This window comes from Rhodopirellula sp. UBA1907, from assembly GCF_002337565.1.
GTDB classification, from domain to species: Bacteria; Planctomycetota; Planctomycetia; order Pirellulales; family Pirellulaceae; genus Rhodopirellula; species Rhodopirellula europaea.
Window position 1 is genome coordinate 81,389 of sequence record NZ_DDGH01000002.1, and the last position, 15,965, is coordinate 97,353.

Annotated in this window: 13 protein-coding genes; 9 read left to right on the plus strand and 4 right to left on the minus strand. The window is 55.5% G+C overall.

Annotated elements, in window-relative coordinates; all coding sequences use genetic code 11:
- Window positions 1-252 precede the first annotated feature (252 nt).
- The gene (locus B2R17_RS00560) at window positions 253-612 is read right to left on the minus strand and encodes a hypothetical protein (RefSeq protein WP_286762412.1); all 360 of its coding nucleotides are present in this window, start codon (window positions 610-612) and stop codon (window positions 253-255) included.
- Window positions 613-1,023: 411 nt separating this feature from the next.
- On the opposite strand from B2R17_RS00560, the gene B2R17_RS00565 reads away from it, so the two are divergent.
- The 4 genes from B2R17_RS00565 (at window position 1,024) to B2R17_RS00580 (ending at window position 7,578) form a co-directional block, all read left to right on the plus strand.
- On the plus strand, window positions 1,024-1,593 hold the full coding sequence (locus B2R17_RS00565; RefSeq protein WP_008666255.1) for an ECF-type sigma factor: 570 nt from the start codon (window positions 1,024-1,026) through the stop codon (window positions 1,591-1,593).
- Between the two features lie 126 nt (window positions 1,594-1,719).
- Window positions 1,720-3,993 (plus strand): serine/threonine protein kinase, encoded by a 2,274-nt coding sequence (locus B2R17_RS00570; RefSeq protein WP_286762413.1) that lies wholly within the window; start codon window positions 1,720-1,722, stop codon window positions 3,991-3,993.
- Between the two features lie 208 nt (window positions 3,994-4,201).
- Window positions 4,202-5,593, plus strand: coding sequence for a malectin (locus B2R17_RS00575; protein WP_008666252.1), 1,392 nt, complete (start codon window positions 4,202-4,204; stop codon window positions 5,591-5,593).
- Window positions 5,594-5,700: 107 nt separating this feature from the next.
- Window positions 5,701-7,578 (plus strand): PQQ-binding-like beta-propeller repeat protein, encoded by a 1,878-nt coding sequence (locus B2R17_RS00580; RefSeq protein WP_286762414.1) that lies wholly within the window; start codon window positions 5,701-5,703, stop codon window positions 7,576-7,578.
- A 107-nt stretch (window positions 7,579-7,685) separates the two neighbouring features.
- On the opposite strand, the gene B2R17_RS00585 is transcribed toward B2R17_RS00580, so the two are convergent.
- Complete coding sequence (locus B2R17_RS00585) at window positions 7,686-8,195, minus strand: hypothetical protein (RefSeq protein WP_286762415.1); 510 nt, start codon at window positions 8,193-8,195, stop codon at window positions 7,686-7,688.
- A gap of 176 nt (window positions 8,196-8,371) precedes the next feature.
- On the opposite strand from B2R17_RS00585, the gene B2R17_RS00590 reads away from it, so the two are divergent.
- The 4 genes from B2R17_RS00590 (at window position 8,372) to B2R17_RS00605 (ending at window position 12,501) form a co-directional block, all read left to right on the plus strand.
- Complete coding sequence (locus B2R17_RS00590) at window positions 8,372-9,391, plus strand: SDR family NAD(P)-dependent oxidoreductase (protein WP_286762416.1); 1,020 nt, start codon at window positions 8,372-8,374, stop codon at window positions 9,389-9,391.
- Between the two features lie 286 nt (window positions 9,392-9,677).
- Window positions 9,678-10,811, plus strand: a complete 1,134-nt coding sequence (locus tag B2R17_RS00595) for a Re/Si-specific NAD(P)(+) transhydrogenase subunit alpha (RefSeq protein ID WP_286762417.1) — start codon at window positions 9,678-9,680, stop codon at window positions 10,809-10,811.
- 32 nt (window positions 10,812-10,843) lie between these two features.
- Window positions 10,844-11,143 (plus strand): NAD(P) transhydrogenase subunit alpha, encoded by a 300-nt coding sequence (locus B2R17_RS00600; protein ID WP_007325302.1) that lies wholly within the window; start codon window positions 10,844-10,846, stop codon window positions 11,141-11,143.
- The gene (locus tag B2R17_RS00605; protein ID WP_286762418.1) at window positions 11,140-12,501 is read left to right on the plus strand and encodes an NAD(P)(+) transhydrogenase (Re/Si-specific) subunit beta; all 1,362 of its coding nucleotides are present in this window, start codon (window positions 11,140-11,142) and stop codon (window positions 12,499-12,501) included. The genes B2R17_RS00600 and B2R17_RS00605 overlap by 4 nt, the downstream gene beginning before the upstream one ends.
- 121 nt (window positions 12,502-12,622) lie before the next feature.
- On the opposite strand, the gene B2R17_RS00610 is transcribed toward B2R17_RS00605, so the two are convergent.
- Window positions 12,623-13,369: a hypothetical protein gene (locus tag B2R17_RS00610; protein WP_286762419.1), complete on the minus strand. Its 747-nt coding sequence runs from the start codon at window positions 13,367-13,369 to the stop codon at window positions 12,623-12,625.
- Window positions 13,370-13,596: 227 nt separating this feature from the next.
- Window positions 13,597-14,271, minus strand: coding sequence for a class I SAM-dependent methyltransferase (locus B2R17_RS00615; RefSeq protein ID WP_286762420.1), 675 nt, complete (start codon window positions 14,269-14,271; stop codon window positions 13,597-13,599).
- Between the two features lie 199 nt (window positions 14,272-14,470).
- Between B2R17_RS00615 and B2R17_RS00620 the strand changes: the two genes are divergently transcribed.
- The gene (locus tag B2R17_RS00620; RefSeq protein ID WP_286762421.1) at window positions 14,471-15,796 is read left to right on the plus strand and encodes an AI-2E family transporter; all 1,326 of its coding nucleotides are present in this window, start codon (window positions 14,471-14,473) and stop codon (window positions 15,794-15,796) included.
- Window positions 15,797-15,965: the final 169 nt, after the last annotated feature.

Consider the following 15,965-nt stretch of genomic DNA (forward strand, 5'->3'; position numbering starts at 1 on the left):
CAAAAACGAAGTCACCGCATCAAACCAACTGGTTCGCATCGAAGACGATCCGTCTCTGGATGACAACTCCGATTTCCGGCCGGTGAACTTCCAAGCATTTCGATTCATCGGATCACTAGCTGAACGAAGGACTGACGACTACCCAAGAGACGTTCAGCGAGTCTAACCGTTCATCGCAACCGACACCAATTTTTTGAAGAAGTCGGTCACACGACATCGGCCTCGCCAAACGTCATGGCGAGGTACGAACAATCATTTGCTCGGACGCTGCTTGTCGAGAAAGGCTTGGATTTTTTCATGCATTTTCTCGGGTGCCGAAATAACCAACGCACCTTCCTGAGGATAAGGAGCCATCGTCGCGGTTCCACCGCGACTTTCCCATTGCTTTGGCAGGATCTGATCTTGCACCGTTTGCATGATCAACACGGGTCGAAAGGTTCCGTCTTTGGACCACGCCGGCAAATCATGGAGCCGATAGACCTTCACGAAGGTCTTTCCTGGATCGACGAGCACCTCTCCATCAGCCGCTTCCGCAGAAACTTGCGTGTTGGTTGTCACAGCCATTCCCATCAACATCATCCCCAGCAACAGGGCACCGCATTGAAGACGCATTGTTCAATCCTTTCAAGTTGCGTTGTGACTCTTGCTAAATGCAAAAGCGTGATACGAGGCACCAGTCTACCGCAATCCGGGGGATCTCCAAACACCAATCCGTATCCATCCGATTTCAACCAGCAAACCGACAGCCCTTCCGCTGACGCATTCCTTCAACCAAGTCCCGCGTGCAACAAGCCGCGTCTTGATCGACTCCAACTTTCGTTCGCACTACGATGAGTGCATTGCAAGTTCGTTTCCGGTGTCGCGTTTGATTGACGTTGATTCCATTCTTCGCATTCGATGGGCCCCGCTCGCTGGATGTGTTCCACGAACCAACCCAAATGGCTCTTTGTTTTTGTTGCTGGTGCCGCCACAGCAATGCCAATCATTCCCACACCATGAACATCCGTCGAGGGCATCAACCGAGTGGCCAAAGTAACGCAGATTTTGAATCAGATCCAATCTGGTGATGTCGCCGCCGCATCCGATCTGTTGCCGCTCGTGTATGAAGAGATGCGACGTTTGGCGCGTCACAAAATGAAGAGCGAGGCCGCCGGGCAGACACTTCAACCCACCGCGCTCGTTCACGAAGCCTACATGCGCCTCGTTGGCACCGAGGACATTCCGCAATGGGACAACCGCGGCCACTTCTTCACCGCTGCTGCCGAGGCGATGCGGCGAATACTCATCGAGAACGCCCGGCGGCGTCATAGTCTCAAGCGTGGTGGAGATCGCGAAAGGTATGAAATCGCTGAACACGACGCGATCATCGATTTCAATAACGCGGAAGAACTACTCGACTTGAACGACGCCCTCACCAAATTCGCCGACATCGAGCCAGAAATGGCCAAGCTCGTCGAACTGCGGTACTTCGCCGGTTTGTCAGTGGACGAGTCTGCCAAGGCTCTTGGCATCTCACCTCGAACGGTCAAACGCAACTGGGCGTTTGCTCGAGCATGGCTCGGTCGCGAACTGAACGTGGACGAAGATCTGTGAATCGAGTGGCCCCGGAATGCCTTTGATTTCGCATTGCATTCTGTGGGATCAAACGCATGCTCCCATCGGTTGAACTGACCGGCCGAACCAGCGACGCCCCCTTTGCCACTGGAAAGATCTGCTGCGATGACTGTTGCATCTGAAAAGACGATCTTTTTCCAAGCACTTGAGATTACGTCCCTCGAGGAACGAACCAAATTCGTCCAGCAAGCATGCAAGGACGACGCTCAACTGCATGCGGCGGTCTCTGCGTTGCTTCGCGAAAACGATCGGGAAGAGAATCCGATCGACCGGCCCGTCGCTGCGGCGATTCTTCCGACGATGCTGTCAACCGAATCAGGCGAACTCACCGACCCACGGTTTTCCCCCGGTGCGATGGTCGGCCCCTACCAATTGATGGAACGAATTGGCGAAGGAGGATTCGGATGGGTGTTCGTGGCCCAACAGCAGTCGCCAGTCCAGCGCCGCGCCGCTCTCAAAATCATCAAACCGGGAATGGAATCTCGCGAAGTCATCGCCCGATTTGAAGCGGAACGACAAGCCATCGCACTGATGGACCACCCCAACATCGCGCGAGTCTTCGATGCCGGCGTGACCGAATCCGCCCAACCCTACTTTGTGATGGAATTGGTTCGCGGTGTTCCCCTGACTGATTTTTGCAACAGCAATCGACTGAGCATTCCAGATCGACTGCAACTTTTTGTGACCATCTGCCATGCCGTTCAGCATGCTCACCAGAAAGGAATCATTCATCGAGACCTCAAGCCATCCAACATTCTTGTGACACTTCAGGATGGGCATCCACTCGCAAAAGTCATCGATTTCGGTGTCGCCAAAGCAATTGGTCAAAGCCTGACCGTCAAAACGATCTACACCCGATTCACATCGATGGTCGGGACTCCGGCGTACATGAGTCCCGAGCAGGCGGCAATGAGCACCGATGATGTGGACACTCGGAGTGACATCTATTCGCTGGGGGTTTTGCTGTACGAATTGCTGACCGGATCCACACCATTCGCACCGGACCGCTTGCAAACGGCCGGCTTTGACGAATTGCGCCGCATCATACGTGAAGAGGAACCGCCTCGTCCGAGCACGCGGTTGAGCACTCTGAATGACGACGAAACAAGAACCAGCAACGTCAACCGTTTGGGACCACCAACCACACCATCCACCGCGATGAAACGCGATCTCGACTGGATCGTGATGAAGGCCCTGCACAAAGATCGCAACCGACGATATTCCACGGCGGGTGCACTCGCGGAAGACATCTTGCGTTTCTTGCAGGACCAACCGGTTGAGGCTCGCCCGCCATCGAGTTGGTACCGGTTCACGACTTTTGCACGACGAAACAAAGTCGCCATCTCGACATTCTCTCTCGTTGCAATCGCGTTGATTCTCGGAACCGCAACCAGTCTTTGGCAGGCTCGCGAAGCCATCCGGGAACGAGACGAAAAAGAGGTGGCACTGGCGGAAGCACGTGAAGCTGAAGTTGCCGCAAACGCAGCCAGGTCAGAACTAGAAAACTTCAATGACCGACTCAATTCAACCACCGTCTTGCTGGCCGCCGGACGCGCCAATGCGGATGCTCAAAGGTGGCCCGATGCCTACGAAGCCTACTCAGAAGCCACTCAGGTCCTGCCGCGATTTTTCCTGGTCTGGCTGGAACGAGGTGGACTCAACGCAAAATTAGGCCGCTGGGAAGCCTCCGCAGACGACTTTGCCAAAGCGGTCGAAACCGGCTTCCCAATCGAACAAGCCGAGCTGAACGGTGTTCCTCAGATATTGCTCTATGCCGGACGGTCCAACGCTTACGAAACACTTCAGCAGAAACTCCGGCAGTCGGACGCCGAGGTTCCATTCGCGGTCGCAGCTCGAGCGCAACTGGTCGGTTCCGTCTCGTCAGACCGTGCAACTGAACTGGCCGAGCAAATGGAACAAGTGCTGGCGAAGACGGTTGATTCGGACGCAAATTCGGAATCGCTCACTAAGCGTCAACGATACGCCAAAATCTACTACGGAGTGAACCTGTACATTGCTGGCTGGGCTCACCTGAAAGCGGGCAACCACGAACAGGCACTTCAACGATTGGAAGCATCCAATGATGCGAATTGGTTTGGGCGTGGGATCGCAAAACCACTGATTGCGATCACTCACCATCGAATGGGCAATGCCGAAGATGCCGTTCATTCCTTCGAAGAGTCACAAGCCTTCCTGGATCGGCTGCTGGATGAAAGCATCGAGCGATCCAAGGGCTCGCCCTTCATGCCCTGGATCGACTGGATCGAATTTTTGATCCATCACCGCGAAGCCAGCATCGTTGTCAAAGGGCACACCCCGGCCGCAGACCCTCGGTTTCAGAAGCTCCAAGGCTTCGCGGATGCAGCGATCGACGGGTAAATCATTTTCCTCGCCAATCATTGTTTCTCGGCCTTCCCCTCGTTTTCTGGCCTTCCCATCCACCGAATGAATTTCTCTGGCCCCGGTTCCAAACCGTTTTCGCATTGCCCAATGGAGCATTTCTCGAAACAAGACGGTCGCGTACCAACCGCCGAACGAGCGTCCGTCAGCGGCCGCTAGAATTCGGACAGACTCATTGGAGTTGAAAATGAAACCATTCAGTTTGTGCCTTTGCATCGTGCTGATCGCCACGACCACCATCCGTGGACAGGACCTTCAATCACCAGACGCAGAACAGGCGGATACGCAAGTCGATTCAAAAACCGCTGTTTCGGTCGTCGACAATGAATTGGACTCAACAGCAAAACTGGATGACTTTCTCATCAACAGCGAACACTGGGGGATGCGATCGTTCGCACAGGACGTTGCCGACGGGAACTACTTAGTGAATCTGTACTTCGCCGAGACGTTTCCTCGAATATCAGGCCCTGGCCAGCGAGTTTTCTCATTTCGAGTGAATGGAATTGAATTCAATGATTTTGACATCTGGCAAGAAGCCGGTGGGAGCAATCGCGTTCACATCGAATCGGTTCCGGTAGAAATCAATTCCGGCATCCTCTGGGTAACCTTTTCGACAGTAGTCGATTTCCCAACAATCAAGGCGATAGAAATCATTCCGCAAAAGGAAGCGACGTCGCCGGAAGAGATCATCCGAATCAATGCCGGTGGGGATGCAACCGAAATTGACTCGACCGGCCGGAGCTGGCTGGCTGATCAAGGTTTCATGGGTGGCCTAGCCATTTCAGGGAACCGATTCTTTGGCAACGGCGGTGGCCGTTGGGGGCCAACGAAATCGAATATGATATTCATGAATCACGACGAGGACGTGAACCTCCGCTTGGACGAAGCAGAGTTGCCAGCCTCGCTTCGTTTCGTTCATCCGAGGCTTGATGAAGATCAAAATGGTGTCGCTACGGTCGTTGAGGTCGCTCGATTTGACGCGTTCATTCTTGGCCAACCGCAAGGCAGTGAACTGAAGGAGGAACTCATGGAAGACACAGCCCCCTCCGAACCAACCATCGCTCGTCTTCGAAAGACTCTCGACGCCTACGAAGCGGAAGCAGACAGACTCGATGCAGAAGTTGTCGTGCAACTTTCGACTGCCAAACAGGCCGAGTGGAGTTCGTATCTGTTCACGGTGATTGCCATGATGCTTGCGGCTCTCAGCTTTGGCCATCTGTTGACGGCAAACCCACCACGCCGCCAACGTTGGACACAAATCGATGCATCGCCGATCGCAACGCGGACGGTCATCGAATCGCTCGTGCTGATAGGCTTGCTTTCCTGCGTCGATCTGCTTTGGACGACCACGATGTCAACGGAAGTTCATTTTCAAGAAATGAATCCGGTGGGAAACCATTTCTTGCTTGAAGGCGCATCGCTGACGGCGTTTAAAGTGGTCAGCTTGGCATCTGCCCTTGCGTTGCTGTTCTTCCTTCGAAAGTTCAAAGGAGCCCAACTGGCATCTTGGTGGACTTGCATGGTCTGCACGCTGGTCACGTTCCGTTGGATCGTCTTGGATTCGGCGATGCTCAGTTGAGTCTGTTTTCGACACCATTTACTAACACAAATCCTTCCGCTCACTCCGCCGAAGTTCGCCTTCCGGCCGTCACGATTCTCACCCCTCCCCGAAATGGAAACAACCAAATGAAATGGTCCCTATTAGGTTTGTTGATCTTTGCGTCCGCTGAAATGGCGTGCGCCGCGGATTGGCCCCAGTGGCAAGGCCCGGAACGAAACGCCAAATCCGGCGAAACGGGACTGCTGCAACAATGGCCTGAAGCCGGACCTCCTTTGGCTTGGCGAGTCGATGGTCTCGGGGGCGGCGACAGTGCCCCCGCTGTTGCGGCCGGCAAGCTCTTTGGGATGAGCAATCGCGACGGTCAAGAAATTGTTTGGGCGCGATCGGAAAAGAACGGCGACGAGATATGGGCCACGTCGCTGGGCGATGCAGCGGACCAACGGGTACCACAATCCAAGGAAGGCCCCGGTTGCACCCCGTCCTTTGATGACAATCAGCTCTACGTGATTGGAATGAGTGGACGCATCGCTTGCGTGGACGCCAGCGACGGCCGAATCATTTGGCAGCGAAGTTTGATCGACGATTTTGGCGGTGTCGCTCCGATGTGGAGTTTTCGAGAATCGCCGCTCGTCGATGGTGACCAAGTCATCTGCACTCCCGGTGCGGCAGATGCATTGATGGTCGCACTGGACAAACGCACGGGCGAAACCATTTGGAAAACAAATCAACCAGCAGCGGCTTCCGCCCCCGAAGGCACTCCACCTGGTCGTTCTGACGACGAACCACGCCGTGGACCGCCACCGCGAGAGTCGGACGAGGGGTCGACACCGACAATCACCGGCTCGAAGAATCCTGAATTGTTTGTCAGTGAGCATTGGGGCATGACAGCATTCTCACACGCGGTTCCCAATGGGAAATACCTGGTCAATCTGTACTTCGCCGAAACCTACAACGGCATCACCGATGAGGGACAACGCGTTTTCACCTTTGATGTGGAAGGTCACGAAACAACCGATTTCGACATTTGGAAGAAGGCGGGCGGTCCACGCAAAGCAATCGTCGAATCGGTTCCCGCCGTGGTCGATGACGGCGAGCTGAATATCACCTTTCAACAACAAGTGCAAAGCCCCGCCATCAAGGCCATCGAGATCATTCCACAGGGCGATGATGCGGACCAATCCAACACCATCCGAGTCAAAGCGGGAGAGTCGAATCCCTTCAAAGACTCCGATGGAAACACCTGGTTGGCAGACCAAGGATTCACCGGCGGAGGAACCAGCCCTGGATTCATCAACCGTTCCGGCGGACGTCCCGGCAGATCGGGCGGACGCGGGCGATTCGGTGGCTTCGGCGGTCCACGCCCAGGCGCCGCTTACTCTTCCGCGATTGCCATCGAATGGGAAGGCGTTCGCCAATACGTGCAATTCACCGCCAACGCCTTGGTCGGTGTCTCAACCACCGATGGCGAAGTCCTTTGGCAATACTCCGCCCCTGCCAACGCGATGGGAATCAACTGCTCCACACCCATTTTCCAAGACGGTTTGCTGTTCGCTGCTTCGGCGTATGGGACCGGAGGTGGCGCAGTGAAACTGACCAAGGATCCCAGCGGTCAAATCAATGCCGAGGAAGCTTATTTCACACCTCGCATGCAGAATCACCACGGCGGCATGATCGTGGTCGATGGCTGCCTCTACGGAGCCAATGGCGGAAACGGCGGCGGGATCATGACGTGCATGGATTTCCAAACGGGCGAGACCCTGTGGCGAGATCGCGAGGGGCCCAAGGGATCCTTGTTGCTTGCCGATGGTCGGCTGTACCTCCGCGGCGAAGAGGGTGAGATTCTACTCCTGGAACCATCCTCGGATCAGTTCATCGAACGAGGCCGCTTCGATCAACCCGATCGCACCGATGTTCCCGCATGGGCTCACCCGATTGTCGCGAACGGAAAACTCTACATTCGCGACCAAGACTTGCTGCTCTGCTATGACGTGAGCGCGGAATAGACCGACTGAAGCCTGCGGCGGGCTGTCTGCCGCCGCAGGCGACGATCCGTCATTAATGCGATGCAAACGAGTTGAACTGGGGAAGACTTGACAAAGCAGACTCCGAATCAGCGAGGCTTGCTGGTTCGGTTTTGCACGCGGGTGTAGGCGTCGAGAGCGGCCGGACGAGCATCTTCCCAAGTCATGTGCTCGCCACCGCCCGCATCTTCCCATTGTTTTCGGGCAATGGCTTCTCGCGTGTTCCAGTCGTCATTGGCGTCGGCATCGAAGGCTTCCCAACCCGATTGATACGCCGGCCGGTACTGATCGAATCCGCATGATTCGTTGTAGTACGGACGGCTGGCATGCTCTTCTTCCCAGTAGGCCGATTCGACCGTCGGATCGATCTTCTCGGCAACGGCATTTCCCGCATACCCACCGGCGACACCGCCTGCAATCGCTCCGGCGACGGTTCCAAGGGGACCTGCAACCGTTCCCGCGGCAGCACCTGCCGCGGCGCCTCCTAATGCAGCACCAACGCCGGTCCCAACCGGGTGAGATCCGGGCTCGCCAGTGATGGCGTCTTCGTTTCGCAGTTCTTCACGCGTTTCTTCTTCGTTTGGTTTCTTGGCTGACATGGTGATTTCCTTCGTGAGAAGTGAGTGGTAGCGATCGCCCGAAAGCGTCGCTGGCGACCTCAAATTGCAAACCACATCACTGGCATTTCCCGTGCCGACGCTGGACCGTCAACGAGAAATCAGCGGCGCGAGAATTGCGGTTTCATCAGCGGTCCAATTCAAAGAGGAAATCAATCATGTCAACGCTTCGTAAATTCGCGACGGCAGCCGCTGCTGGGTACGCAGGAATCGTCGTCACACGTGCAATCGCTCGCCGTTGTCGCACATTTGACTGGCGAAACAAACGTGTGGTCATCACGGGTGGATCGCGTGGTCTGGGATTGGTGATCGCCCGGCAGTTGGCCGACCAAGGTGCTCGGATCGCAATCACCGCACGCACGGAAGAAGACCTGTGTGCGGCTGCCGCGGAACTGCGTCGACGTGGAGCGGAAGTCATCGCACATCCCTGCGATGTCCGCGATCGCGAGCAAGTTGCTTCTTTCATCGATCGAGTGACCAACCAATTCGATGGCATTGACGTGCTGTTCAATGTTGCGGGAATCATTACCGTCGGACCGCTCGAATCCATGACGATGGACGACTTCGAATCGGCAATGCAAACGAACTGTTGGGGAGCATTGCATGTTGCGACGGAGGTTCTACCTCACATGCGAGCCGCGGGTTGGGGACGCATCGTCAACGTCGCTTCGCTTGGAGGAAAACGAGCGGTTCCACACATGCTGCCATACGCCGCCAGCAAATTCGCATTGGTCGGTTTGTCCAATGGAATGCGTGCTGAACTGAAAGGCGACAACATCTTTGTTACCACCGCTTGTCCAAGCCTGATGCGAACCGGCAGCCCTCGCAATGCAATCTTCAAAGGACAACACCGCGACGAGTATGTTTGGTTCAGCATTGGCGACTCATTGCCAGGATTGTCCATGAACGCCGAAGCCGCAGCCAAGCAAATCCTGGTGGCGTGCCAGCACGGACGTGGTGAAGTCTTCATCCGCAGTCCTCTCAACGTAACGATCGCGTTGCAGAACCTTTTCCCCGAATTGACTCAAGAGATCCTGGCGTTGGTATCAAGCGTGTTGCCTAAGATGGGCGGCATTGGTCGAACGGCCGCAATGGGTCATCAAAGCCAATCGGAATGGTCCCCATCAGTCTTAACGACGCTCACCGAGCAAGCCGCGATCAAGAACAATCAACTCTGACTTCCCTGCAGAGCAAGGTTCACTCATGTGGATGGCAACCGATTTGGTCAAGCTAACTCGGCAAAGCAGGTGACTCCTCGGCCATCGCGAACGATGACTTGGTTCAGACACAAGTCATCGTTCGTGGATCGGCACACTCTTAAACTTCGCCGTTCCATCGTCGTTTCGGTTGGGACGGCACGCACGAGCGTGCGCCAGATGGTTACGATAGGACGAGAACGCTGTGCCAGCATGATGATCCTACGACTCAAACCGCTGGCTGATTCAACACACCAGGAGCGAAGTGATGCAGATTGGCGTCCCACGCGAACGTTGGCCAGGCGAGGCGAGAGTGGCTCTCGTCCCGGCAAGCGTTAAGAAGTTGATTTCGGTTGGCTTTTCGGTTGGGATCGAATCCGGTGCGGGCTTGGCATCAGGATTTTCCGATGAGGCGTACAGCGAAGTCGGTGCCACCGTTCCAACCGACAGGACCGCCATTCTTTCAGGCTCCGACATCGTGCTGCGAGTCCGACGTCCGGAAATCGACGAAGTGTCGACGCTTCGCACCGAAGCCATTCACATCAGTTTCCTCGATCCGTTCAACGAAAAAGAACTGGTCAGTGAAATGGCAAAGTCGGGTGTGACATCTGTTTCAATGGAAATGATTCCGCGATCCACGCGCGCACAAAAGATGGACGCTTTGTCCTCGCAAGCCAACCTGGCTGGCTACGTCACGGTGATCCAAGCCGCTTATCACAGCAAGAAAATCTTCCCGATGATGATGACTCCATCGGGAACGATTCGGCCTGCTCGAGTGTTTGTGATCGGTGCCGGCGTTGCGGGACTGCAAGCGATCGCAACCGCGAAACGTTTGGGCGCTCGCGTCGATGCTTTTGACACTCGGCCCGTTGTCGCTGAACAAGTGCGATCGCTCGGCGCCAAGTTCGTCGAAATCGATTTGGGCGAAGTCGGACAAACAGAGCAAGGTTACGCAAAGGCTCTGACACCGGAACAAATTGAACTTCAAAAGGAAGGCCAGAAGAAGGTCATCGCGGCGTCCGACGTCGTTATCACCACCGCACAACTGTTCGGCCGACCGGCACCTCGCATTGTGACCCGTGACATGGTGTTGGGCATGCAACCTGGTAGCGTCGTGATTGACATGGCGGTGGAAACGGGCGGAAACGTCGAAGGGTCCGTGCTGAACGAGATCGTCGATGTGGAAGGCGTCAAAATCATCGGCCAAGGCAATTTGCCTTCGGAAGTCAGCCGCAATGCCAGCGAGATGTATTCCAACAACTTGACCGCCTTGATCGGCGAATTTTGGGACGCCGAATCCAAACGTCTCGAGCTCAATCCCGAAGACGAAATTGTTCAAGCCGCCGTCATCACTCGCGGTGGGACCATCGTCAACGACACCATCGCCCAGCTTCATTCATAGACCGCACTTCATCTTTTCAATCGAGGGTTCCCGTGGAAGCCGTCCTGCTCGCCTTCATTTTGACGCTGTCTGTCTTTTTGGGGTTCGAATTGATCGCCAAAGTTCCGGCGACTCTTCACACGCCCCTGATGTCCGGTGCCAACGCCATTTCCGGCATCACCGTCGTCGGCGCGATCATCGCCGCGGGAGCTGACCTGGGTCCTTGGTCGACTTGGCTGGGAGCGTTGGCGGTGTTCTTCGCGACCGTCAACGTGGTCGGCGGCTACATGGTGACGGATCGCATGTTGAGCATGTTTAAAAAGAAAGACAGCCCATCGGGAGGTGACTCATGAGCATTGAAGTCCTGGGCTCGGTCTACATCATCTCGGCCATCTTGTTTGTCTTTGGGCTCAAACTCATGAGCTCTCCGGCGACCGCCGTGCGAGGCAATATGCTTTCGTCGGTCGGAATGCTGATGGCCGTCTTGATCACCCTCACATCAAAGGAAATTCTCGACTATCGCTATCTGGCTGGTGCCGCCGTTCTTGGAGCGGTCGTCGGTGTGATCGCGGCGCAACGTGTGGCCATGACGGGAATGCCTGAAATGGTCGCATTGTTCAATGGTTCGGGCGGCATCGCGAGTCTGCTGGTTGGTTGGGCCGCCCTGTATGGTCAGGAGTCCTCGTCCTTCACGCTCGTCACCATTCTGCTCTCCATCTTGATCGGCGGCGTGACCTTTTCTGGGTCACTGGTCGCTTGGGCAAAGCTCTCCGAAACGATCGGCAGCGGAGCGATGACGTTTTCCGGCCAACGAGTCGTCAACATATTGTTGTTGCTGGCGTTGTTGGCTTGCTCAATTGCGATGATTGTCGATCCCGGCCTAACGTTTCCACTCGTCTTTGTTGTGATCGGGCTTTCGATCTTGCTCGGCGTGATGGCTGTCATCCCGATCGGTGGCGCCGACATGCCGGTTGTGATCTCGCTGCTTAACAGCTATTCGGGATTGGCCGCGTGTGCCGCCGGATTTGCGATCAACAACACGATTCTGATCGTCGCCGGGTCGCTGGTCGGTGCGGCGGGTTTGATCCTGACCAACATCATGTGCAAAGCGATGAATCGATCGCTCAGCAACGTGCTGTTCTCCGGTTTCGCTGCGACAACGAAGGCAACCAAAGTCGAAGGCGAAGTCAAACCGATCACCGCCGACGACGCCTACCTAATTCTCGAGGCCGCTTCATCGGTCGTCATGGTGCCGGGTTATGGCATGGCGGTCGCCCAAGCTCAACACGTGGTTCGCGAATTGGGCGAACTGCTCGAAGCCAACGGAGCCGATGTCAGCTACGCGATTCACCCCGTTGCTGGACGGATGCCAGGGCACATGAATGTCCTGCTTGCCGAAGCAAACGTGCCCTACGATCAACTGATTGAAATGGACGAAATCAATCCGCGGATGGAAAGCGTCGACGTTGCGATCGTGATCGGAGCCAACGACGTGGTGAACCCAGCGGCACGAGAAGACGAGAACAGCCCGATCTATGGAATGCCGATTATCAATGTCGACTATGCGAGAACCGTGTTCGTCCTGAAACGATCGATGGCGTCGGGTTTCTCAGGCGTCGATAACCCATTGTTCTTCGGTGAGAACACCAGAATGCTATTTGGCGACGCCAAGCAATCCCTCAGCAGCGTGATCGCCGAATTCAAATCTTGAGCAGTTGAAAGCTCGAAGCTTCCTGAAGGTCGGGCAAAGGCATCGAGGGTCGCTCAACCAATCGAAACCCGCCGCGTTAGCAAGGCTATCCATCGCTGAATGCACCCGAACGCGAATCGCTTCAGTTGCTTTCAATCAGCTCAGGAAAATCAAACTGAAAAACTTGCTTGGAGACATCGTGAACGCGATGCTCCAGGCCTTCGACGAACGACAAACGGTCATCACCGTAGGCTCGTTCAGCGTACTGGTAGCAAACCATGTTTTCATCGTCAGTCGAACAGTGATAGAGAAAGACGTTCAACTCCGCCACTTCGCCGTCCACTACGGCGAAGTCAACTCCGCAACTCTCACCGTCGTCACTGGGCCAAATCGTGAACGGTGTGTCAGCGTCTTGTTCTTGCAAATACTCCACAACACCACGCGCCGCTTCGATGGGCTTGATCGCGATGGGTTGTCGGCGAACGGCAATCATCTTGGTCCAGTTCTCCAGCGTCTCACCAACGGGGATGTATTCGTTGAACTCACCTGATTCATCGCTGCTTCCGACATGCTTCAGCACAAAAGGCTCACCTTGGTAAGTGACCGTGGGACCTTCCGCTGACGCTTGCACTAGAGGTTGATAGGAAACGGTGCTCACGTCGGCAGAATGCTCGATGCTATTGCTGGCTTGGCGATCGTCTTGAGCCGCGGAACCAATTGCGGCGATACACGCGAGCAAAACAACGATGCCAACCATTGTCACAATGGGACCAAGCACCACCACCGCCAGAACGATCGATAGCCAACTGCGTTTCGCTTTGGCCGGTGCAGGAGCAACCACTGTCGCGTAGGGAATGGAATCGACGTCGGCGTTCGGCTGATTGCTCATAGCGAAAACGTTGTGGACACGTGAGATGTGGCTGGTAACGAGGCGTGCATTTCAAGCCAGAAAGCCACACCATGAGGAACCCTAGGTCACAACGAAGACCAGTCAAACTGGATCGCGATTATCGAGAAAGTTCGAACGTCCGGCCGTCGCCTCCTACCACTTGATCGAACCGTATCCAGCCGCGTTACAGCTGGCTCGGCTCTTTCAGCCACGCGGTTTGTTCCGCCTCACGCACATTGGTCGCGAACGACTGCTTTGGCCTCATGACGATCGGTAGTGTCGTTTTGACCAACACACACTTTGGTCCATGTGTACAACGTCAGCGGCGGAAAATTCATCGGAATGGCTTCCGTCTTCGCGGGACCAAACAACGGCCGTGCAAATTCATTGACGTGGTCGCGAATTTGATAGGCCACAAACACTCCGCCGGGTCGCAAGACTTGATGGATCGACTGAGCAATGGTTTTCGCGACAGACGGCGGCATGCTGCTGAACGGAATGCCCGAGATGACAGCGTCGACCAATCCGAACTCGTGCTTCGTTGCAAGCTCCGCGAATGCACAAGCATCGTCCATCGCCACCTCCAGACGCGGGTCGTGGATGGCATGAAGCGGCTCGGAAAACACCGTCGACTTCTCAACCGCCAGAAGCTTTGCGTCAGGCCGCATGTATTCGAGTAAAGCCTGAGTCGTGCCGCCGGCTCCCGGTCCCAATTCGATCACGCAGCGTGCGTTTTTGACGCAATCACGATTCGCGAGCTTTCGTGTCAGATAGGGCGAACTTGGGCAGAGGGTGGCGACATCCATGGGAGACTGCATCCACGCCTTCAACACATAAAACGCTCGCTTGGCAAACGTTGGCCGGGCACCCGCTTCACTAGGCCCCGCAGTGATCGCATGCATTTTGCTTCTACCTCAATGGAAATCGACTGGTTTGAAATCTGAGAAACGCAAACGCTGCCGCTGGTTCTTCAGAGTGATATGCAGCCGACTCTCGACCGCGTTTGCAACTCAAAGCAATCCACATGCCATGTCGGTACGAAGATTGCATGATCTGTGGTGATCTCCGAATATTGAACCGCAATCGCAGGGACCACGGACGATGAAGAACGCTCACGATGATCAAGAACCTTCCACCACGAGCGTCCTCGCGATCAACCGCAGAATCGACCCTGGCTCCGATCCCGACGCGACTGCCCCGCGACCGAAGGGCAATCGCTCAACTCAAACGACCACGCCCCAGCCACCTCGCGATGGCTCTTCACCGCCTCAAGTGCTATCTGGTCGCCTATCACTTTCCGGCGGCAACGATCGTTGGATGCGAGGCATGGTCACGGCCATTGCCGCCATCTTGACGTTGGGCATGCTTTACATAGCCAGCGATCTGTTGGTCCCGATTGCGATCGCGGCACTCGCCTACCTGTCACTGCGACCGATTGAAGCCAAAATTTGTCGGTGGGGAGTTCCGCAGGCGGGCGCAAGTGCGTTGCTGATCGTCGGACTGTTCTCTTCGCTCGCCTTGATCATCGCATTGCTTTATTCCCCGGCTCAGCAATGGATGAGCTCGGCACCCGAGAGCCTTGCCGCGATCCGAAGCAAATTTCAATCGGTTGCGGAACCACTGACCGCGGTCGATCGAGCAGGAACCGCTGTGGACGACGCAACCGTTCCCTTGAAAGAGGACCAGCCACAAATCGAGGTTGCTTACGAGAAACCATCCATCGTCGACGAGACCGTTCTGATCAATCAAACTGGTCAAATGCTCGCCTTCGTTGCCGCAATCGCGGTGCTGACATTTTTCATGTTGTCGACGGGCGACGATCTGTTGAACCGAACGCTCGGAGTCCTTCCCAATGCAGACTCGCGGGGCGAGGTGTTGAAAAAGATCGGTGACATTCAGCAAAGCGTCGGGCGATACCTCGCACAAATCACCTGCATCAACATCGGACTTGGCGTGGCGGTCACGATCGTGATGTGGTTGGTTGGTATGCCAACGCCGGTCCTTTGGGGCGTGATGGCTGCTTTGTTCAATTTCATTCCGTACGTCGGCCCGCTGGCTGCCACATCCATCGTCTTCTTAGCTGCCGCCAGTTCATTCGACACGATGACCCGAGCTTGCTTAACAGCATTCGCATTTTGGCTGACCACCGCAGTCGAAGGCCAATTCATCACCCCGACCATTCTTGGCAAGACGTTGAAAGTCGGACCAGTCGTGGTGCTTGTCGCCGTAGCATTCTGGGGCTTCCTTTGGGGACTGTCCGGAGTCTTTCTCGCGGTGCCACTTCTGATCGTTCAGAGAAAAATATTCGCGAGCTTTGAAGCCACCTATCCGCTCGCCGTGGTGCTTGGCGAAGACGCTTGCGAGCCCGGTGAAGAGTGCGATCCAATCAAAGATCACAAACCAATCGCCGAAGCATCACCGGTCTAACTGGCTATTGATTTAGTCGCATACCGAATGACAATAATTTGCCGTTGGGCGTTAGCCCCGTTGGCGTCGAATCAACCGCCACTAACGTGGTACGGCTCATTAAATCATCAGCCCGCTAAGCCATCTCTGGCAAACGAACGTTGAACTTCCAATCGTTCGCCATCGTTGA